Annotated in this window: 17 protein-coding genes; 9 read left to right on the top strand and 8 right to left on the bottom strand. The window is 66.7% G+C overall.

Going from position 1 to position 21,213, the window contains the following annotated elements:
- Positions 1–14: 14 nt before the first annotated feature.
- Both PY310_RS07590 and PY310_RS07585 read right to left on the bottom strand, forming a co-directional pair.
- Entirely contained in the window at positions 15–1,418 is a 1,404-nt protein-coding gene (locus tag PY310_RS07590) for an MFS transporter (protein WP_275213760.1), read from the bottom strand.
- Between the two features lie 390 nt (positions 1,419–1,808).
- Positions 1,809–2,480 carry a GntR family transcriptional regulator gene (locus PY310_RS07585; RefSeq protein WP_275213759.1) on the bottom strand — a complete coding sequence of 224 codons (672 nt, stop codon included), beginning with the start codon at positions 2,478–2,480 and terminating at the stop codon, positions 1,809–1,811.
- 155 nt (positions 2,481–2,635) lie between these two features.
- Between PY310_RS07585 and glyA the strand changes: the two genes are divergently transcribed.
- Genes glyA through purU form a run of 7 tightly spaced genes read left to right on the top strand, consistent with a single transcriptional unit; the run spans position 2,636 to position 11,490 of the window.
- Entirely contained in the window at positions 2,636–3,991 is a 1,356-nt protein-coding gene (glyA, locus tag PY310_RS07580) for a serine hydroxymethyltransferase (RefSeq protein ID WP_275213758.1), read from the top strand.
- Entirely contained in the window at positions 3,988–5,208 is a 1,221-nt protein-coding gene (locus tag PY310_RS07575) for a sarcosine oxidase subunit beta family protein (RefSeq protein WP_275213757.1), read from the top strand. Before glyA ends, PY310_RS07575 begins: the two co-directional genes overlap by 4 nt.
- Positions 5,209–5,238: 30 nt before the next feature.
- Entirely contained in the window at positions 5,239–5,646 is a 408-nt protein-coding gene (locus PY310_RS07570) for a sarcosine oxidase subunit delta (protein ID WP_275213755.1), read from the top strand.
- Positions 5,643–8,588, top strand: a complete 2,946-nt coding sequence (locus PY310_RS07565; RefSeq protein ID WP_275213753.1) for a 2Fe-2S iron-sulfur cluster-binding protein — start codon at positions 5,643–5,645, stop codon at positions 8,586–8,588. The genes PY310_RS07570 and PY310_RS07565 overlap by 4 nt, the downstream gene beginning before the upstream one ends.
- Positions 8,581–9,216, top strand: a complete 636-nt coding sequence (locus tag PY310_RS07560; RefSeq protein WP_275213751.1) for a sarcosine oxidase subunit gamma — start codon at positions 8,581–8,583, stop codon at positions 9,214–9,216. The genes PY310_RS07565 and PY310_RS07560 overlap by 8 nt, the downstream gene beginning before the upstream one ends.
- Positions 9,217–10,590 carry an L-serine ammonia-lyase gene (locus PY310_RS07555; RefSeq protein ID WP_275213750.1) on the top strand — a complete coding sequence of 458 codons (1,374 nt, stop codon included), beginning with the start codon at positions 9,217–9,219 and terminating at the stop codon, positions 10,588–10,590.
- Between the two features lie 3 nt (positions 10,591–10,593).
- Positions 10,594–11,490 (top strand): formyltetrahydrofolate deformylase, encoded by an 897-nt coding sequence (gene purU, locus PY310_RS07550; protein ID WP_275213749.1) that lies wholly within the window; start codon positions 10,594–10,596, stop codon positions 11,488–11,490.
- Between the two features lie 139 nt (positions 11,491–11,629).
- On the opposite strand, the gene PY310_RS07545 is transcribed toward purU, so the two are convergent.
- Positions 11,630–12,586 (bottom strand): DUF559 domain-containing protein, encoded by a 957-nt coding sequence (locus tag PY310_RS07545; RefSeq protein ID WP_275213747.1) that lies wholly within the window; start codon positions 12,584–12,586, stop codon positions 11,630–11,632.
- 186 nt (positions 12,587–12,772) lie between these two features.
- Positions 12,773–14,314 carry a helix-turn-helix domain-containing protein gene (locus tag PY310_RS07540; RefSeq protein WP_275213746.1) on the bottom strand — a complete coding sequence of 514 codons (1,542 nt, stop codon included), beginning with the start codon at positions 14,312–14,314 and terminating at the stop codon, positions 12,773–12,775.
- A gap of 107 nt (positions 14,315–14,421) precedes the next feature.
- On the opposite strand from PY310_RS07540, the gene PY310_RS07535 reads away from it, so the two are divergent.
- Entirely contained in the window at positions 14,422–15,951 is a 1,530-nt protein-coding gene (locus PY310_RS07535) for a purine-cytosine permease family protein (protein ID WP_275213745.1), read from the top strand.
- Positions 15,952–16,078: 127 nt separating this feature from the next.
- On the opposite strand, the gene PY310_RS07530 is transcribed toward PY310_RS07535, so the two are convergent.
- The 4 genes from PY310_RS07530 to PY310_RS07515 all read right to left on the bottom strand — a co-directional run bounded on the left by PY310_RS07530 (position 16,079) and on the right by PY310_RS07515 (position 19,843).
- Positions 16,079–17,053, bottom strand: a complete 975-nt coding sequence (locus tag PY310_RS07530) for a ribokinase (protein WP_275213744.1) — start codon at positions 17,051–17,053, stop codon at positions 16,079–16,081.
- Positions 17,050–18,471 (bottom strand): uridine transporter UriT, encoded by a 1,422-nt coding sequence (uriT, locus tag PY310_RS07525; RefSeq protein WP_275213742.1) that lies wholly within the window; start codon positions 18,469–18,471, stop codon positions 17,050–17,052. The genes PY310_RS07530 and uriT overlap by 4 nt, the downstream gene beginning before the upstream one ends.
- Positions 18,472–19,476, bottom strand: a complete 1,005-nt coding sequence (uriH, locus tag PY310_RS07520; protein ID WP_275213741.1) for a uridine-preferring nucleoside hydrolase UriH — start codon at positions 19,474–19,476, stop codon at positions 18,472–18,474.
- 214 nt (positions 19,477–19,690) lie between these two features.
- On the bottom strand, positions 19,691–19,843 hold the full coding sequence (locus tag PY310_RS07515) for an LPXTG cell wall anchor domain-containing protein (RefSeq protein ID WP_275213740.1): 153 nt from the start codon (positions 19,841–19,843) through the stop codon (positions 19,691–19,693).
- 150 nt (positions 19,844–19,993) lie between these two features.
- On the opposite strand from PY310_RS07515, the gene PY310_RS07510 reads away from it, so the two are divergent.
- On the top strand, positions 19,994–20,977 hold the full coding sequence (locus PY310_RS07510) for a LacI family DNA-binding transcriptional regulator (RefSeq protein ID WP_414004312.1): 984 nt from the start codon (positions 19,994–19,996) through the stop codon (positions 20,975–20,977).
- The last annotated feature ends 236 nt before the right edge of the window (positions 20,978–21,213 follow it).

Genomic DNA, 21,213 nt, shown 5'->3' with positions numbered 1-21,213 from the left:
AGAAGAAAGTCTGTTTATTCGTGGCGCAGCGGTTCGTTGCCGGTTTCCCGGGAAAGCGCGACGGCGATCAGCGAGATGAGTGCCGCGCCAACCAGGTACCAGGCCGGGGCCAGTTCGTTGGCGGTAGCGGCGATCAGGAGGGTGGCCATGAAGGGAGCCGTGCCGCCGAAGAGGGCGTTGGAGAGGTTGAAGCTGACCGCGAAGCCGCTGTAGCGGACCCGGGTGGGGAACATCTCGGCCAGGAAGCTGGGAAGCGTTCCGTCATTGAGCGTAAGCATGGCGCCCAGCAGGACCTGGACCAGGACGATGACCAGGAAGTTGCCGGTTCCCAGCAGCGCGAAGGCCGGCACGGTCAGCACAATAAAGGTGATGGATGCGCTGATCAGCACCTTCTTGCGTCCGTAGCGGTCCGAGAGCATCCCGGTCAGGAAGATGAACCCGATGTAGGTCAGCAGCGCGATGGTGGTGGCGAGGAAGGACTCGGTTGCGCCGAGGCCAAGCTCCGAGGACAAATAGGTGGGCATGTAGCTGAGGATCACGTAGAACCCGACGGCGTTGAGCAGCACGGCTCCGACGGCCTGCAGCAGTTGCCGCCAGTGGTTCCGGAAGAGGCTGGACACGGGTGCCTTGACCGCCTGGTCTTCCTTGGCGAGCTCGCGGAACACCGGGGTGTCCTCGAGCTTGGTGCGGATGTAGCGGCCGATCAGTCCCATCGGTGCGGCCAGCAGGAAGGGCAGGCGCCAGCCCCAGCTGTGCATGGCATCGGTTGTGAGCAGGACCGTCAGCAGTCCGGCCAGCAGGGAACCCAGGAGCAGGCCGGCCGCGGTGCTGGCCGGGACAACCGCAGCGTACAGGCCGCGCTTGTTGGCCGGAGCGTACTCGACGAGGAAGGCCGAGGCTCCTGCGTACTCACCGGAGGCTGAGAAGCCCTGGACTACCCGGATGATCAGCAGCAGGACAGGGGCCCAGATGCCGATCGTGTCGTAGCCCGGGATGAGTGCGATGCAGAACGTCGCTCCGGACATGATCAGGATGGACAGCGAAAGTGCTGTCCGCCGGCCCACCTTGTCACCGATGTGGCCCCAGACGAACCCGCCGAGCGGGCGGACCAGGAACGAGATGGCGAACAGGGCGAAGGTGAGTAGGAGTCCGGTTTGGGGGTTGGATTCGGGGAAAAAGACGGTGGCGATTGTGACGGCTAGGTAGCCGTAAACGGCGTAGTCAAACCATTCAACGAAGTTGCCGATGAAGCTGGCCGCGATGACCCTGCGGCGGGTTTCCTTGCTGACGGCGCTGTCAGCGGGGTCATAGTCCTGGCCGCTGAGGGTGCTGCGGCCAGTTGTGGAGGTGGCGCGGGATTCGCCGGGCTCCGGGTTAACACCGCGGCCACGGGCCGGGGAGGAAGTTTCGTTACTCATGGATCCACCAAAATGGTTGGGGGTTGCATTCAGCGCAACGCTGTTGCAACAGAGTATGACGTGATCGGGCACACAGTCAACGCCTTTTCGCAAACATTTTCCTTGTGACTTTTACTGGGCCGCAGAACGAAGAGCTGGCAACCGGAACGTCTGTTCGTTGCGTGTGGCGAATTTGCGTTGCCGCTTACGCGTTCCGGCCGGGGCTCGGCCCCGAGTCCGGCGCCCCCGGTTCAAGCACAGCGGCCCAAGCAGCGAAAAACGACAATGGCGGCCCCCACGCCGTGCGTGGGGGCCGCCATGGGAGCAGCAGGAGCGCGCTAAGGCATCCGGCCCGCGGGGCACAACCCGGGGCAGCCGGGGGCAGCCGGGGGCAGCCGGGGGCCACCCGGGCTACAGGACCTTGCGGATGGTTTCCTCGAAGTTCGTCACGTGGTGGAGGGCAAGCTCGCCTGCCTTGTCCGCGTCGCCGTCGGCCACGGCCCTGAGCAGGTCCACATGCTCGGTGATGTGACCGCTGACTGAGGGCAGTTTGTCCAGCACCAGGCACCAGATGCGCGTTGCAAGGTTGTCGTAACGGATCAGGGTGTCTTCCAGGTGCGGATTCGCGGCGGCTTTGTAGATCAGCCGGTGCACGGTGAGGTCATACCGCATCAGATCGCGCGACTCCGCCGGGTTCGGCTCGAGCCCCGCAATGGTGTCGGCAACGCTCAGCAGCTCGCGTCGCATGGCGGCATTGGCGCGGATGGCAGCACTGCGGGCAGCCAGCGGCTCGAGCAGCTCGCGGACCTCGGAGACATCGGCCAGCTCCGTGAAGTCCACACTCGTGGCAAAGGTCCCGCGGCGCGGGTAGGAAACAACCAGGTGATCCACCTCAAGCCGCTTGATGGCCTCCCGCACAGGGGTTCGCCCGAAGCCGAGCTCGGCAGCCAGCTGCCCGTCATTGATGGGCTCCCCCGGGCGGATTTCAAGCATGATCAGCTTGTCGCGCAGCTGCCGATACGCGGCCTCAGCCTGGGACAGTACCTCATCCGCTGCCTGGGGCAGGGCAACAACTTCATTCACGGTGCCGCTCCGTTTCTCTGATACCCGCCGAACCCGAAGTGTCAGCTTCACGCCGTTTTCGGTCCAGCTATTGACTCTGCTGTGATCCTAATCATACCATTGACCTCACACTGATATATCAGTCACAACAACAGTGGTATTTCAAAGGAGCATCCGTGGTTCAGCAGTTGAACGAGCGACTTTCCGCAGTCGATCCCGAGGTCCAGCAGGCCATCAATAATGAGCTGGTCCGCCAGCAGACGACCCTGGAAATGATCGCCTCGGAGAATTTCGCCCCGTCCGCCGTCATGGAGGCGCAGGGCTCGGTCCTGACCAACAAGTACGCCGAGGGCTACCCCGGCAAGCGCTATTACGGCGGCTGCGAGCACGTGGACGTCATCGAGCAGCTCGCCATCGACCGGGTCAAGGCACTGTTCGGCGCCGAGTTCGCCAACGTGCAGCCGCACTCGGGAGCTCAGGCCAACGCGGCAGCCATGTTTGCGCTGCTCAACCCGGGCGACACCATCATGGGCCTCAGCCTGGCCCACGGCGGCCACCTTACGCACGGCATGAAGATTAACTTCTCCGGCAAGCTCTATAACGTGGTCCCGTACGAGGTCCGCGAAGACACCCACACCATTGACATGGCCGACGTTGAAGCACTGGCCCTGGAACACCGCCCGAAGCTCATCGTGGCCGGCTGGTCCGCGTACTCCCGGCAGCTGGACTTCGCCGAGTTCCGCCGGATCGCCGATCTGGTGGGCGCCTACCTGATGGTGGACATGGCGCACTTCGCCGGCCTGGTGGCCGCCGGTCTGCACCCGAACCCCGTGCCGTACGCCGACGTCGTCACCACCACCACCCACAAGACCCTCGGCGGCCCCCGCGGCGGCGTCATCCTCGCCAAGGAGCAGTACGCCAAGAAGATCAACTCTGCAGTTTTCCCCGGCCAGCAGGGCGGTCCGCTGGAGCACGTCATCGCCGCCAAGGCGGTGGCCTTCAAGCTCGCAGCAGCCCCGGAGTTCAAGGAACGCCAGGAACGCGTCCTGCAGGGCTCCAAGCTCCTGGCCGAACGCCTCCTCCGCGACGACGTTGCCGCGGCCGGAATCTCCGTGGTCAACGGCGGCACCGACGTGCACCTGGTCCTGGTTGACCTCCGCAATTCCGAGCTGGACGGCCAGCAGGCCGAAGACGCCCTGCACCGCATCGGCATCACCGTCAACCGCAACGCCGTCCCCTTCGACCCCCGCCCGCCCATGGTGTCCTCCGGGCTCCGCATCGGCACCCCGGCCCTGGCCACCCGCGGTTTCGGCGCCGGGGAGTTCACGGAAGTAGCAGACATCATCGCGACGGCGCTGATCGCCGCTGCGGGCACCGGCGCCGCCGGGACAACGCCCCTGAGCGACAGCACCGCCGTCGAACTCCGCGCCCGGGTGACCGCCCTGGCAGACAAGTTTCCCCTTTACCCCCACCTCGGCGCCGACACCGACGTCGCCGCCTTCGAAGCAGACCTGATTGGAGCAGCCCAGTGAGCACGCACCAGCTTCCCGAGCACCCGGATTTCCTTTGGCGCAACCCGGAACCCAAGTCCTCCTACGACGCCGTCATTGTCGGCGGCGGCGGGCACGGCCTGGCAACGGCCTACTTCCTGGCGAAGAACCACGGCATGACCAACATCGCCGTCCTGGAAAAAGGCTGGCTGGCCGGCGGCAACATGGCCCGGAACACCACCATCATCCGTTCCAACTACCTCTGGGACGAGAGCGCGGCCATTTACGAGCACGCCCTCAAGCTCTGGGAGATCCTGCCCGAGGAACTCGAATACGACTTCCTCTTCAGCCAGCGCGGCGTGATGAACCTCGCCCACACCCTCGGGGACGTCCGCGAAAGCATGCGCCGCGTGGGAGCGAACAAGCTCAACGGCGTGGACGCGGAATGGCTGGACCCCAAGCAGGTCAAGGAACTCTGCCCCATCCTGAACATCAGCGACAACATCCGCTACCCCGTCATGGGCGCCACCTACCAGCCCCGCGCCGGCATCGCCAAGCACGACCACGTGGCCTGGGCCTTCGCCCGCAAGTGCGACGAAATGGGCGTGGACATCATCCAGAACTGTGAAGTCACCGGCTTCATCAAAGACGGCAACCGCGTTACCGGCGTCAAGACCAACCGCGGCAACATCAACACCGAAAAGGTTGGCCTCGCGGCCGCCGGGCACAGCTCGGTCCTGGCCGAGATGGCCGGCTTCCGCCTCCCCATCCAGTCCCACCCGCTCCAGGCCCTGGTTTCGGAACTGCACGAACCGGTCCACCCCACGGTGGTCATGTCCAACCACGTGCACGTCTACGTCTCCCAGGCCCACAAGGGTGAACTGGTGATGGGCGCCGGCGTGGACTCCTACAACGGCTACGGCCAGCGGGGATCCTTCCACGTGATCGAGCACCAGATGGCCGCCGCCGTCGAACTTTTCCCGATCTTCGCCAGGGCACACGTCCTGCGCACCTGGGGCGGCATTGTGGACACCACGCTGGACGCCTCCCCCATCCTGGGCACCACCCCGGTGGAGAACATGTTCGTGAACTGCGGCTGGGGCACCGGCGGCTTCAAGGCCACCCCGGGTGCCGGCTTCGCCTTCGCACACACCATCGCCACCGGAACCCCGCACAAGCTGAACCAGCCCTTCTCGCTGGAACGCTTCGAAACCGGCGCCCTGATCGACGAACACGGCGCTGCCGCCGTGGCCCACTAGCGATCCCTGCACTTTAGAAAGAAGACGCACATGCTGCTCATCTCCTGCCCCAACTGCGGCTCCCGCGACGAGACCGAGTTCCATTACGGCGGCCAGGCCCACGTGCCCTACCCGGAGAACCCGAACGAACTGACCGACCGCGAATGGGCCGAGTACCTGTTTTACCGCGACAACACCAAGGGCACCTTCGCCGAGCGCTGGCTGCACAGCACCGGCTGCCGCCAGTGGTTCAACATGCTCCGCGACACCGTCACCTACGACATCCAGGCCATCTACCCCATGGGCACGCCCCGGCCGGACAAAGCGGGCACTCCAACCGCGGACACGGGAACTGCCAGCACCGCCGCTGACAGCACCACCACCGGAACCGCGGCACCCAGCACCTCCTCCACTCCCAGCCTTTCCCGCACCACCGCCCCGGAAGGAGCAACCAAGTGACTTCCCAGAACGCCCGTCTCGCTGCCGGCGGACGCATCGACCGCACCATCTCCTGGCGCTTCACCATGGACGGCGAAGAGTTCACCGGCCACCCCGGCGACACCCTCGCGTCCGCACTGATCGCCAACGGCCGCGTCACCGCCGGCGGCTCCCTTTACGAGGACCGCGCCCGCGGCATCATGTCCGCCGGCGTGGAGGAATCCAACGCCCTGGTCAGGGTTGAACCCCTGTTCCCCGGGCACGTGGCTGAATCCATGCTTCCCGCCACCACCGTGACCCTGGTGGACGGCCTGAAGGCCCAGTGGCTCAGCGGCCTGGGCAAGCTGGACCCGGCCGACGACAAGGCTGAATACGACAAGAAGTACGTCCACACCGACGTCCTGGTGGTGGGCGGCGGCCCCGCCGGCCTCGCAGCAGCCCGTGAAGCTGTGCGCACCGGCGCCCGCGTGATGCTCCTCGATGACCAGCCGGAACTGGGCGGCTCGCTGCTGTCCGGCTCCACGGCGCCTGAACTCGCCGAAACCATCGAAGGCAAGCCGGCCCTGGAATGGGTGGCCGACGTCGAGGCCGAACTCATCTCCGGCGCGGAATCCACCGTCCTGAACCGCACCACCGCGTTTGGCGCCTACGACGCCAACTACGTGATCGCCGTCCAGAACCGGACCGACCATCTCTCCTCACCGGCCGCACCCGGGGTGTCCCGGCAGCGTATTTGGCACATCCGTGCCAGCCAGGTGATCCTCGCCCCCGGCGCCCACGAGCGTCCGCTGGTGTTCGAGAACAACGACCGCCCGGGCATCATGCTCGCCTCGGCCGCCCGCAGCTACCTCAACCGGTACGCCGCAGCAGCCGGACAGCGCGTGGTCATCAGCACCACCAATGACAGCGCCTACGCCCTCGCCGCGGACCTCCGCGCCGCCGGCGTCAAGCTCGCCGCAGTGGTGGACGCCCGCCCCGCCCTGACCCCGGTGGCAGCCGCCGCCGTCGAAGCCGGCACCCGCGTGCTGATCGGCAGTGCGGTCGCCAACACCTCCTCCTCCGCGGCGGACGGCCGCCTGGACGGGGTCACCGTGCGCAGCATTAACGACGACGGCGAACTCACCTCGGGCGTCGAGCAGATCGCCTGCGACCTCCTGGCCGTGTCCGGCGGCTGGAGCCCGCTGGTGCACCTGCACTCACAGCGCCAGGGCAAGCTGCGCTGGGACGACGAACTGGCCGCCTTTGTGCCGAGCACCGTGGTCCCGAACCAGCAGAGCATCGGCTCCGGCCGCGGCTCGTTCGCCACCGAAGACTGCGTGGCCGAGGGCATCTCCGCCGGCGCAACCGCAGCCATCGCCGCGGGCTTCGCGTCCGCCGTCGAGCCCTCCCCGCTCGGCGAGCCGAAGGCCTCCGCCCCCACCCGCCAGCTGTGGCTGGTACCCGGTGAGCAGGGCACGCCCGATGACTGGCACCACCACTTTGTGGACTTCCAGCGCGACCAGTCGGTGGCTGACGTGCTGCGCTCCACCGGGGCCGGCATGCGCTCGGTGGAACACATCAAGCGCTACACCTCCATCAGCACCGCCAACGACCAGGGCAAGACCTCCGGCGTCAACGCGATCGGCGTCATCGCCGCAGCGCTGCGCACGGCCGGTGAAGCGTCCCGGGGCATCGGCGACATCGGCACCACCACCTACCGCGCACCCTTCACCCCGGTGGCTTTCGCGGCACTGGCCGGCCGCCAGCGCGGTGAACTGTTCGATCCCGCCCGCAAAACCTCCATCCACCCGTGGCACGAAGCCAAGGGCGCCCTGTTCGAGGACGTCGGGCAGTGGAAGCGGCCCTGGTACTACCCGCAGGCCGGCGAGGACATGGACACCGCGGTACTTCGCGAATGCGCCGCCGTCCGCGACTCTGTGGGCTTCATGGACGCCACCACCCTGGGCAAGATCGAAATCCGCGGCAAGGACGCGGGCGAGTTCCTGAACCGCGTCTACACCAACGCGTTCAAGAAGCTCGCCCCCGGCTCGGCACGCTACGGCGTGATGTGCGGCCCGGACGGCATGATCTTCGACGACGGCGTGACCCTGCGCCTGGACGATGACCGCTACTTCATGACCACCACCACCGGCGGCGCCGCCAAGGTGCTGGACTGGCTGGAGGAATGGCTGCAGACCGAATGGCCCGAACTGGACGTGCACTGCACCTCGGTGACCGAACAGTGGTCCACCATTGCCGTCGTCGGGCCCAAATCCCGCGCCGTCCTGGCCAAGGTGGCCCCGGAACTCGCGGCAAACGGCGGGCTGGAAGCGGAAGCCTTCCCGTTCATGACCTTCCGCGAAACCACCCTCGCCTCCGGCGTGCAGGCCCGGGTCTGCCGGATCTCCTTCTCCGGTGAACTGGCCTACGAAATCAACGTGCCGTCCTGGTACGGGCTGAACACCTGGGAGGCTGTGGCAGCTGCCGGGGCCGAGTTCAACATCACCCCCTACGGCACCGAAACCATGCACGTGCTCCGTGCCGAGAAGGGCTACCCGATCGTCGGCCAGGACACCGACGGCACCGTCACCCCGCAGGACGCCGGGATGGAATGGATCGTCTCCAAGGCCAAGGACTTCATCGGCAAGCGCTCCTACAACCGCGCCGACGGGCAGCGCGAGGACCGTAAGCACCTGGTCAGCGTCCTGCCGGTGGACAAGGGCTTCAAGCTCCCGGAAGGCAGCCAGCTGGTGGAAAAGGGCCGCTCCACGGACCCCGCCTCCGGACCGGTCCCGATGGAAGGCTTCGTCACCTCCAGCTACCACAGCGCCGCCCTGGGCCGGACCTTTGCCCTGGCATTGATCAAGAACGGCCGCAACCGGATCGGCGAAACCCTTGTGGCTGCAGCAGGCGACCAGCTGGTGGACGTTGTGGTCGCAGAAACCGTACTTTTTGACTCCGAAGGGACCCGCAAAGATGGCTAATTCAGCAGCACTCGAAGGCATCAATGGACTCCGCGACATCCGCCGCAGCCCCGCCTCCCACCTGGCACAGGCCCTGGAGGCCGGGTCCGTCCAGGGCAAGGTTGTCCTGGCGGAAGGCCCCTTCCAGACCATGGCCGGTGTCCGGGTAAATCCCCGCTCGGAGGAAGGCGCGCGGATCGGCGCCGTCATCGGCGGACTGCCTGCCCGCTGCGGCGAGGTAGGTGGCGCCGACGGCCTCAGCGTCCTCTGGCTGGGCCCCTCCGAGTTCCTGGTGATTGCACCGGAACAGGCCCACGACTCCCTGGGCGGCAACCTCATCGGCTCCCTCACGGAAGCCCTGGGCGACGCCCCCGGCCAGGTGGTGGACCTGTCCGCCAACCGCACCACGTTCGAACTGTCCGGGCCCCGCGCCCGGGCCGTCCTGGAAAAGGGCTGCGCCCTGGACCTGCACCCGCGCAGCTTCGCCCCGGGAACGGCCCTGAACACCGAGGTGGGCAACATCCCGGTGGTCCTGGAGAAGACCGGGGAGGACAGCTTCCGGCTCTTCCCCCGCGCCTCCTTCGCGGATTTCCTGGGCCGCTGGCTGCTGGATGCGATGCGGGAGTACGCCTCCCCCGAGGTTCCGTAAATGGCGCTCAGCGTCCTGGACCTGTTTTCTGTTGGCATCGGGCCCTCCTCGTCACACACGGTGGGCCCGATGCGGGCAGCGAAGCAGTTCGCCGACGGGCTCAAGGGCGGCGGGCTCCTGAGCTCCACCACCCGGGTCCAGGCCGAACTGTTCGGTTCGCTCGGCGCCACCGGCCGGGGCCACGGCTCCGACAAAGCGGTGGTGCTGGGCCTGCAGGGCCTGGACCCTGAAACCGTGGACACCTTCACGGCCGATGACCAGGTGGCCGCTGCCGCACTCAACGCCGAACTCATGGTGGGCGGTGATCACCGTGTTGACTTCAACTGGGACGAGGACGTGGTGCTGCACCGCCGCAAGTCGCTGCCCGCCCACCCCAACGGCATGACCTTCCGGGCCCTGGACCACACCGGCGCCGTCCTCAACGAACGGAGCTTTTACTCGATCGGTGGCGGATTTGTGGTGGACGGCGACGCGGACGCCGGCGACCGGGTAGTGGCCGACTCCACCGTCCTCCCCTACCCGTTCACCACCGCAGACGAACTCCTGGCGATCTGCAAGCGCGAAGGCATGTCCATCTCGGACGTCATGCTGGCCAACGAGCTGGTCTGGCGCAGCGAAGCGGAACTCCGGGAGAAACTGCTGGCACTCTGGGCTGTGATGCGCGAATGCGTGGACAACGGCTGCGCCGCGGAAGGGATCCTTCCCGGCGGGCTTAACGTGAAGCGCCGCGCGCCGTCGTTATTCCAGACCCTGACCGCGGACACCGGCGTCACCGATCCGTTGCGGGCCATGGAGTGGGTGAACCTGTTCGCCCTCGCCGTCAACGAGGAAAACGCCGCCGGCGGGCGCATCGTCACGGCGCCCACCAACGGCGCGGCGGGCATTGTCCCCGCCGTCCTGCACTACTACGTCAAGTTTGTGCCCGGAGCCGACGACGACGGTGTGGTCCGCTTCCTGCTGGCCGCGGCCGCCGTCGGGATCCTGTTCAAGATCAACGCCTCCATCTCCGGCGCGGAGGTGGGGTGCCAGGGCGAGGTGGGTTCGGCCTGTTCAATGGCCGCGGCCGGGCTCTGCGAAGTGCTCGGCGGTACCCCCGAACAGGTGGAAAACGCCGCCGAAGTGGGGATCGAACACAACCTCGGCCTGACCTGCGACCCCGTGGGCGGGCTGGTGCAGATCCCCTGCATCGAACGGAACGCCATCGCCAGCGTGAAGGCCATCAACGCCGCGCGGCTGTCCCTGCACGGGGACGGCAGCCACAAAGTATCCCTCGACAAAGCCATCAAAACCATGCGCGAGACAGGAGCGGACATGAAAACCAAGTACAAGGAGACCTCCCGCGGAGGTCTCGCCGTCAACGTGATCGAGTGCTGAGCCATGACTGCCGTACAGACTGAATCCTCCGTTCCCTTGGAGGCGACCACGGTGGAGCACGTCCTCACCCTCGACTGCGCGGAGACCCCCGGGATCGTCCACGCCGTGTCCGGGTTCCTGCTGGAGCACGGCTGCGACATCCTGGACAGCAAGCAGTTCGGCGAGCGCGACGCGCGGCACTTCTTTATGCGCGTGCATTTTGTGTCCGACGGCGATGCCTCCACCGCGGACACGCTGCGGGCCGGTTTCGGTCCGGTGGCCGAGCGGTTCGGGATGCGCTGGCGCCTGGAGCCGCAGGGCGCCAAGCGCCGTGTGCTGATCATGGTGTCCAAGTTCGGGCACTGCCTCAACGACCTGCTGTTCCGTGCCAGGACCGGTGAACTGCCGGTGGACATCGCAGCCGTGGTGTCCAACCACACCGATCACCAGGCGCTGGTGGAATGGCACGGCATCCCGTTCTTCCACGTTCCGGTCACCGCTGCCACCAAGCCTTTGGCGGAGGCCCGGCTGCTGGAACTCGTGGATGAGTACGATGTGGAGCTGGTGATCCTGGCCCGCTACATGCAGGTCCTCAGCGACGACCTCACCCGGCGGCTGGACGGGCGGGCCATCAACATCCACCACTCGTTCCTGCCCAGCTTCAAGGGCGCCAAGCCGTACCACCAGGCGTATGCGCGCGGAGTCAAGACCGTGGGCGCCACCGCGCACTACGTCAACGCCGAGCTCGACGAGGGCCCGATCATTTCCCAGCAGACCGTGGATGTGGACCACACCTACGGCCCCGAAGACCTGGTGGCGGCCGGGCGGGACACCGAATGCAAGGCCCTGTCCAACGCGGTCCGCTGGCACTGCGAGGGCCGGGTCATCCTGCAGGGCAACCGGACGGTGGTGCTGCGCTAGCCCCCGTCCGCCCCCCGCCCTGCCCCTCCCGGACGCTCTCTCACTTAATGTGGGTTTTCGGGCGATCCTCTCTCACTTAATGTGGGTTTTGGCGTGACGCTCTCTCACCGTGGTGAGGGAGCGTCACGGCGTTAACCGCTCACCCGCCGGCGAAACCAGCCGCCTGAGGATGGTCGAGCCAGCCGTTGCGTAGCCCCTTTTTGATCTTCACGAGTGCTCGCCGGAAATCGTCGGCAAGATCGCTCTTATCGAAGACCATGACCGTCCAGCCGGCGGATTCAAAGGCCTTATCCCGCCTCCTGTCACTGAAGATCTGCGCGTCACCAAGGTGATGACCGCCGTCGTACTGGATAGCGATCCGGCGGTGACGGTAGCCAAGATCGGCCGACGGCGATCGCTCGTCTCCCGCGCGCAGACGCACCTGGAGTTCGGGCTCGGGCAGCCCCGCGTCGGTCATCGCCAGGCGAAGCAGCGTCTCCGGGCCGGAATCGGCCCCAACCCGCATCAGCTCAAGGGCCTCGCGAGCCCGGACGATGCCTTGGAGGTTCGGGTGGCGGCCCACCAGGATGCGAAGCCTGGCCAGCGTGTCGTAGGGCTGCGTCCTTCCCTCGAAATCCACCCGCGGGATGCGGATCAGTTCATCGCCCATGCTCACCAGGTCATGGAGCGGCAGGGTACGGGCCAAGTCGAGCCATGTCCGGGACCGCGTGCTCAGGCGGATGCCGTCCACTATTTCGAGCTCGTCTTCCAAGGTCAGCACCGTATGGCCCAGCACGCCCTTCCGGCGGACCGCCGGCAGTGAACGCGGCTTGCTCAGGTGCAGCTCTGTGGAGTCGGTAAGCCAGGGAGGCAGCAATTGGCACCGTAGACGGGCCGCGGTGACATGCGAGATCCAGGCTCCCGGCGACGCTGCCGACAACGCCCTGGCCGCACCCTCCAGTTCAAAGTCCCAGTCCGCGGGCCGGTAAAGCCCGCGGCCCACGTTGACCATGTCCTTCCGTCGGAGCCGGTTCAGGGAGACCCCCGCACTCACGGCCGAGTCGAAAGTGAACGGAGCCGCCGCCAGCGGCCGGGGCAGGAAATCTTGCTTTCGCATGCTGGCATTGTGCCCCGTAACGGCATGAGGCTGCAGAAGTTATCCACAGGTGTGCCCAGGAACCCGGGCAGGTGCGAGAGGGTCCACCGCTAACCCACATTAAGTGCGAGAGGGTTGGCCAAAAACCCACATTAAGTGCGAGAGGGTCCTGGGGGTGGGCCGGGCGGGGGCGGGGTGGGCCCGGAGCTACAGCCCGGCGAGGCGGGTGGCCAGGTGCAGTGCTGCGAGCCGGCCGGTGCTGCGTGGGTCGCCGCCGCAGAGTGAGAAAATCCGCTGCAGCCGCTGGTGCATCGACTGCCGTTCCAGGTGCAGCTCCCGTGCCGCCTGCGCCGTGTTGCAGCCTGAGTCCAGCCACACGCGCAGGGTCTCCACCAAGGTCGAATGCCGCTGCTCGTCGTGCTCCAGGAGGGCCCCGAGCTGCTGGCGGACAAAATCCGTCCGCTGCAGCTCGTCCAGCGAATGGGAGGCGAGCCGTTCCAGCGCGAAGGCCTCGGCGTCGAGCACCGGACCAATACCGCGCCGGGCGGCCGGGTGCAGCGCGTCACCCACCCCCACATCCAGGGTCAGTCTCGCCTCTGTCAGCGACCACGGCGCGGCTGAGATCCCGGACGCCACCGGACCCACCGCGCTGATGCTCCCCTCCGGCAGTTCGAGCGTCCGAAGGCCGGCCAGGATCTCGTTCCGGTCCTCCTGGGTCCTGCCGGTCCGCAGTACGGCGAGGGCCAACAGCTGCTCATTGTCCGCATAGCTCGCACTATGCCGCCCGGCCCGGTCCAGCAGTTGTTCCACGGCCGTGCGGAGCTGCCGCGAACCCGGGGACCGGATCACGATGGCCACCAGCTGCGCGGCCGGGGGGATCCCGGCGGCCGGCGCAAGCTGCTGGAGCCGCCAGTTGTTGGTACCGGAATCGACGGCCCGGATCAGCGCGGCGCCCGCCATTTCCTTCAGGCCGGGCGGCATGCGCTGCAGCAGGGCCAGGGCCAGGATGTCCACCGAACGGTTCCCGGCAATCCTTGCGAGGTTCACATCTCCTCCCGCTTGGGTAAGCAGGCTCAGGCGCGCGGAAGGTATGCCGCGCACGGAAACGTCAATATGGGTGGTGCGGGCACGGTCCTCCTCGGCGTCAACAGCCGCTCCAGGATCGGCGGCCGCTGCGAAACCGGCGGGCAGGGCGCTTGCCAGCGGGGCGCCGGCGTTGGATGTCAGGACCACTTCCGCGCCGGTGGCGTCCGCGAGGACGGCCAGGATCCGGTCAAGGCTGCCGCCGTGGGCCAGCTCCACCGCCATGGCATGGCTTGCCTGGTCGGCCAGCTGCAGGTGGGCAGCTGATTCGCTCACCAGCAGGGAGTTTATGGCCTCCATCACGCCGACGAACGGCACCACTTTGCGGAGCTCAATCAGGGGAAGCCCGGCCGATTCGGCTGCCCCCACCATGGACGACGGAATGGACGGCAAAGCGGTGCCCGTCTCGATGGCCAGCGCGGCCACGCCGCGTTCGGCCAGCTCCCAGATGTAGCCGATCCGCCGTTTGTCGGTTGCTGTCACCAGGGCCTGGCCGCCGGTGAGCAGCAGTTCCCCGCCGCCAAGTAACGGGGCGATGTCCAAAACCTCACTCGAGTGGATCCAGCGCAGCTGCGTCTGGGCCGCAACGCCCGCTGCGGCGCGGATGACAGGGTCCGCAGGGGTTAGGGTGGAATGTTTCAAAACATCCTCAAGTCGTATGGGCATGACACTCCGTCGCATGGATGGCTGATCTTTATGACACATTGTATGTGGTGCTTGTGGCCTGAGCCACATAATCTGGGATCATCCCTTTTACTCATGGAGGCTCCCCCATGCAAGACAACCTCTCAACGAAGCAGTCTGAGTCGGCAATGATGCCGGCTGAGGACTGCGAAGCCTGGCTCCAGCCCATTCCCGAGTCCCAGCGCACGCACAAAGTTTCCGGTCAGTTCTGGATCTGGGCCGGCGCCAACCTTGCTCCGATCAACTGGGTGCTTGGCGCCCTCGGCATCCACCTCGGCCTCGGCTTCGCCGACACCGTCACCGTTCTGGTTTTGGGGAACCTGATCGGCATGCTGCTGTTCGGCTGCTTCGTCCTGCTCGGCCAGAAGACCGGCGCCACCGGCATGGTCCTGGCCCGCGCCGCCTTCGGCCGCCGCGGCAACTACCTCCCGGCAGCCATCCAGGCCCTCCTGGTGATCGGCTGGTGCGCGGTCAACACCTGGATCATCCTGGACCTGGTCATGGCCCTGTTCGGCACCCTCGGCTGGGTTGATCCCACGGCCCACAACTACGTATGGAAGATCGGTGTGGCCACCGCCATCATGGCCGCACAGGTGGCCATCGCCTGGTTCGGCTACAAGGCCATCGCAGCGTTCGAAAAGTGGACCGTCCCGCCCACCATCATCATCCTGGCCGTGATGTCCGCCGTTGCCTGGTTCGGCATGAAGATCGACTGGGGCTACGCCGGCCCGGCCGGTCAGATCCTGCAGGGTTCAGAGCGCATCGCGGCCATGAGCGCCGTGATGACCGCCATCGGGATCGGCTGGGGCATCACCTGGTTCACCTACGCCGCCGACTACTCCCGGTTTGTCAGCACCGAAGTGCCCAAGAAGAAGGTCTACCTGGCATCCGTCCTGGGCCAGTTCATCCCCGTCGTATGGCTCGGCGTCCTCGGTGCCAGCCTCGCCACCAACAGCGGCGAGATCGACCCCGGCAAGCTCATCGTCCAAAACTTCGGCGTCATGGCGCTGCCCGTACTGCTGATGGTGCTGCACGGACCCATCGCCACGAACATCCTGAACATCTACACCTTCTCGGTCGCAACCCAGGCGCTGGATATCACCATCAGCCGCCGCAAGCTCAACCTGTTCGTCGGCGTCTTCTCCCTCGCCGCCGTGGTGTTCTTCATCTTCCAGGAAGACTTCGCCGCCGTCCTCGATGCCTGGCTGATCGGGCTCGTGGCCTGGGTGGCCGCCTGGGGCGGAGTCATGCTGGTGCACTACTTCTGGCTCGACAAGCGCTACCCGGGCAACCCGGAACGGCTCTTCGACGCAGTGGGCACCAAGCGGCTCCCGGTCGTGAACTGGGCCGGCATTGTGTCCCTCCTGGTGGGCATCTTCGCAACGTGGCTGTTCATGTACGGGCTCGTTCCCGCCATGCAGGGCCCCATCGCAGTGGCCCTGGGCGGCTGGGACCTCTCCTGGCTCGCAGGCGGCCTGGCCAGCGCCGTCAGCTACGCCGTCCTTGGCCCGAGGTTCCACCGCGCACACCTGGACTCGGCTTTGCCGGCCGCCACGGTTGCCCAAGCCACCGCGGACCTGCGGTTCGCCACGCAGCCCACGGCGCCCGCGGCTCACTAAGACCCCTGCTCACTAAGCACGCAGCCAACTAACAGGACCACCAACACCAAGAAGCGCCCGACGGCGGCAGGAGACTGCCGCCGTCGGGCGCTTCTTTGGTGCGTGGCTGGTGCCGGGGTGGGCGGCCTCAGACGGCGCCCGCGGTGAGCACCCGTTTGACGTCGTCCTCGTCAGGGTAGGCGGCCTGGGTGCCCTTCTTGGTGGTGGCCAACGCGGCGGCGATGGAGGCGAACGCGGCGGCGTCAGCCAGGGACGCGCCCGCCGCCAGGCGCGCGGCCACGGCACCCGTGAAGGCGTCGCCCGCGCCGGTGGTGTCCACGGCATTGACCCTGATCGGCGCGATCTGGACAAGCTGCTCCCCCGTGCCGGCCAGGGAATCGAGCACCACGGAGCCATTGGCCCCGAGCGTGACCAGGACCTGCTGGAGCCCCCGCCCGGCAAAGCGCAGCCGGACCGCTTCCCAGTCGCCCGCGTCGCCGTCGCTGCCGGGAATCTCGGCCGAGCCCAGGAACTGCGAGGCCTCATGGGCGTTGACCAGCAGGACGTCGGTGAGGTCGGCCAGCTGCTGCGGAATCTCCGCATAAGGCGAGAGGTTCAGCACCACTGTTGCGCCGGCGTCGTGCCCTGCCTGCGCGGCAGCCAGCACCGTCTCCATGCCCACTTCCAGGCAGAGGCAGACCACGGCGGCGCCCCTGATGGCATCCGCGGCCGCGGCGACGTCCGCGGGCGCCAAGGTGCCGTTGGCCCCGGCCGAGATGATGATGTTGTTTTCGCCGGCGGCATCCACCGCGATGACGGCAACGCCGGTCTCAGCGGCGGCGGTCCGGACGTGCCGCACGTCCACTCCCGCGCCGGAGGCCGAGGAGAGCAGCATCCGGCCGTTGGAATCGTCGCCCACGGCACCCACGAGGCGGACCCGGGCACCCAGCCGGCTGGCAGCGACTGCCTGGTTGGCGCTCTTGCCGCCGGGGTTCACCGCGAAACCGTTGCCGTGCACGGTCTCGCCGGGCAGCGGCAGCCGCTCGCAGTAGATGGTGAGGTCCGCGTTCAGGGAGCCGACGACGACGATCCCGCCGTTCGTCCCTTCGGGTGCGGGGCTCATTCGGTCACCTCAGCCTCAACCGGCTTGGGAATCAGCAGCGAGGCGCCGAAGGCGGCAATGGTGATGACCAGCCCGGTGACCACCACGCTGAGGTAGGACGCCTTCGCATCGCCAAGTGCCGACGTCGCCACCAGCACTGCGGGCAGCACCAGGAAGCTCAGGCCGGCGCCGAGGTTGAAGGCACCCGCGTTCATGCCGGGGAGGAAACCCGGGTTTCCGGCGGGTGAGAGGACAACTCCGAGGCCGTTCAGCATGATGTTGACCGTACCGGCGTACATGATGCCCAGCAAGACCGTGCCGGCGATCATCAGGGGCAGGCTGCTCAGGCCGAGGAACGCGATGACGGCCAGGGCCACGATGCTGCCGAGCATGCCGATCCGCAGGACCTTGGTGTAGCCGAGGACGGGAGCGAGGCGGCCGCTGACGGGGCCGATCAGCCAGCCGAGCAGGGCGTACGGGGTGAGGATAAGGAGCGACATTTCGGTGGGGCCGATGCCAAAGCCGGGCGCTGCTGCCTGGACATAGGCGGGGACGATCCCGTTGATGACGGCGAAGATGCCGGTCATGGTCAGGGTGGTGGTCAGCAGCGGCGCCCAGGTGGAGCGCTGGCGCAGGTGGACGATTTCCACCATGGGCTGCTTGGCGCGCTTTTCGGTCCGCCAGAACAGGTAGAACGCGGCGCCGGCCACCACCACCAGGCCAACGGAGAGCAGCAGCGTGCCGGGTTCGAAGGCGGAGACCAGTTTGGCGCCTTCGTTGAGGGCAGTGAGCAGGGCGCCCACGGCCACCACGATGAAGAACACGCCAAGCCAGTCCATGGTGGTGCCGGCCGCGGGTTTGCTTTCGGTGGCAAGGAACGCGATCAAGGCCGTGGCGACGACGGCCAGGACCACCATGAGCCAGAAGATGCTGCGGAAGCCGTAGTGCTCGGCAAAGTAGCCGCCCACAAAGGAGTCCACGCCGGCCACGCCGCCGTTGACTGCGGTGATCAGGCCCATCAGGGTGCCGTATTTCTTGGGGCTGCTGACGGCGGAGCGGAGCATGATCAGGCAGAGCGGCACGGTGGGGCCGCTGACGCCCTGGATGATGCGGCCCACAAAGAGCCAGGTGACGTCCGGGGCCAGCGCGGCGATGACCGAGCCGACGGCCATAAGGACCATCATGCCCACGAGGATCCTCTTGCGCCCGATGATGTCGCTCAGGCGCGGCAGGAAGAGGGAGAAGAGGGCGGCGGCGGTGAAGAACCAGGTCTGGGACAGCCCGATGGTGGCCTGGTCAGTGTTGAGTTCCTCGCCCATGGTGACCAGCGCGGGGCTGAGCATGGAGGCGTTGAGCTGGAAGGCGACACACGCGGCGAGCAGGGCCACCATGAGTGCGGTTACGTTGGCGCCCTTGGTGGTTGTGAGTGTGGCGCTCATTTACTTGGTCCCTGCCGCTGCTTCGAGGGCGGGTTCGAGGGCTGGTTCGCCGATGCGCACAAGCGCGTCGGTGACCAGGTCCCAGAACCTCTTGTGGTCCAGGTCAACGGCCACGGAGGTGTGGCAGTCCGCGGGTGCGGGGGCGCGGAAATCGGCCACGGTCATGCCGAGGGTAAGTTTGCCCTGCAGTTCGATGTCCACGGGAACTTTGCGGGTGCTGACGATGCTGGGATCGATCACGTAGGCCACGGCACAGGGATCGTGGACCGGCGGGTAGTCGAAGCCCTGGGCGTCCTTGTAGGTCTTGGTGAAGAACTCCATCAGTTCCAGCACGAATTTGGCCGGTCCGGTGCCCACGGCGGCGATGTTTTCCACCACCTCGGGGGTGGCCAGGGCCTGATGCGTGAGGTCCAGGCCCACCATCACCACGGGCCACTTCTCGTTGAAGACGATGTGCGCGGCTTCGGGATCGATGATGATGTTGAATTCGGCCACGGCGCTCCAGTTGCCCACGTGGTAGCCGCCGCCCATCAGGACCACTTCCTTCACGCGTTCCACGATGCGCGGTTCCTTGCGGGCAGCCAGGGCGATGTTGGTGAGGCCGCCGGTGGGGACCAGGGTGATGGTGCCGGGTTCGTGGGCCATCACGGTGTCGATGATGAGGTCGACGGCGTGGCGCGGGTCCAGTGCGATGGCCGACTCGGGCTGGGCGGGGCCGTCCATGCCCGACTCGCCGTGGATGTCCGGCGCGTTTTCGATGGTGCGGACCAGGGGGCGGGCGCAGCCGGCGGCGAAGGGAACACCGGTGATGCCCGCGATGGTTCCGACGGACAGGGCGTTTTTGGTGACCTTTTCGAGGGTCTGGTTGCCCACTACGGTGGTGACGGCCAGCAGTTCGATGTTCGGGTTGCCGTGTGCAAGAAGCAGTGCGACGGCGTCATCATGGCCGGGGTCGCAGTCGAGGATGATCTTCCTGGGGGCGGGTTTCGTCAGTTCGGGTTCCACGTTAAATTCTCCACGTCATTGGGGGCCTGCAAGAGCAGCGGGCGCGCGCTTATCAGAGCGATCATGACACCCCCGCAGGCACCACGTCAAACGCTTAACGTTTAGGCACGTCAAGCGCTTGATCCCAAGAGCGGCCCGGGCAAGCGGAGCACACAAAAAGCGGCGGCCGGTTCTGCTGGAGAAGCGGCCGCCGCCGAATGCGTCTGACCTGGGGTCAGGCGTTGGTTTTCCGCTTCAGCCAGCCCCAGACCGCGGTGGCGACGAAAAGCACCAGGCCGATGATGGCCAGCCAGAGCAGTCCCTTCACCACGAAGCCGAGGATCGAGAGCACAAGCCAGATGATAAGTAGTGTGATTATGATTCCCATACCGGAATCTTATGCCACTGGTCTCGGGAGCCGGCGCGGGCGGTGGGGCCGCGTGCGTGCGTTGACTGCGCCCCGGCCCACTACGATCGAAGAATGGACTCCGCGGAACAGCAGCAGCACCCCCTGCGTTCGCGGCGTATCACCGCAGCCATGGTCGCTGCCCGCGCCGGCGTTTCGACGGCGACCGTGTCCCTGGTGGCCAACGGCAAGACAGCCGGCCGCGTTTCCGGGGAGAACATTCGCCGGGTACGGGAGGCGATTTCCGAACTCGGCTACGTGGTGGACAGCGTGGGCAGTTCATTGGCCAAAGGCGTCAGCTCGATCGTGATCCTGGTGGCCCCTGACATCTCCAACCCGTTCTTCGCCAAGGTAATCGCCGGTGTGCGCGAATCCCTTGGCACTGACTACCAATTACTGCTGTCCGTTACCGAGGCCGGTGAATTCCCGCACGCGGACGACGTTCGGAAGCTGATGGCACTGCGGCCGGCAGGGTTGCTGGTTGATGCTCCGAACGCCGGGTTCCTGGATGATCTTGCTGTTGGCGGGCCGCTGGTGCTGCTGGATGCTCCCGGAATGGAGTCCTATGCGCCGTCGGTGAACCTGGATGTAGCCCACGGAGCCCGGGAACTGGCGGCGCACCTGGCAACTGCGGGGCACCGGAAAGTTGCCTATGTGGACAGCGTCACCGGGACGGCGACGTTCGCCCTTCGCCGCGAAGCCTTCCTCGCCGAGGCTGAGAACCGCGGGATTACGGCGGATCCCAGCCACATCATCAGCACCACTATCGACGTCGGCGCGGCAGCGGCTGCCTTCGCCGCGGCGTGGCCGCAGTGGCAGCGCGAGGGGGTCACCGCCGTCGTCTGCGGTACCGACACGCACGCCTACGGCGTCCTGCAGGAGGCACGCGTGGCCGGTCTCCGCATCCCGGACCAGCTGGCCATCGCGGGATTCGATGACCTGCCGTACTCCGCCACCAGCAACCCCAGCCTGACCAGCGTGCACCTGCCCGCCACCCCGCTGGGCCTGAAGGCCGGTGAACAGCTGCGCCGCCTGATGGAAGGCCACGAGCTGAAGCAGCCGCAGCTGACCTTGGAAAGCTCCCTGGTGGTCCGCAACTCCACCTCCCCGGCCTGACCCACCGCCCTGCCCCACCCCCTCCCCCGGACGCTCTCGCACTTAATGTGGGTTTTTGCGTGACGCTCGCTCACTCTTTTGAAGAAAGTGAGAGAGCGTTTCCGGATTTCCCCTCTGCGTCAGGCTGGTTGTGAGTCAGTCAGTGATTGAAGAGGAATGGGAGCAGCTATGACTGTTGGCCCGCGAGGTATTAGCCGCGATGAGATTCGGGAGTTGGTGCATCAGTATTACGTGCA

The sequence above is a fragment of the Pseudarthrobacter naphthalenicus genome, assembly GCF_029076445.1.
In the GTDB taxonomy this organism is placed as follows: domain Bacteria; phylum Actinomycetota; class Actinomycetes; order Actinomycetales; family Micrococcaceae; genus Arthrobacter; species Arthrobacter naphthalenicus.
This window is presented reverse-complemented; position numbering and strand designations above follow the sequence as displayed.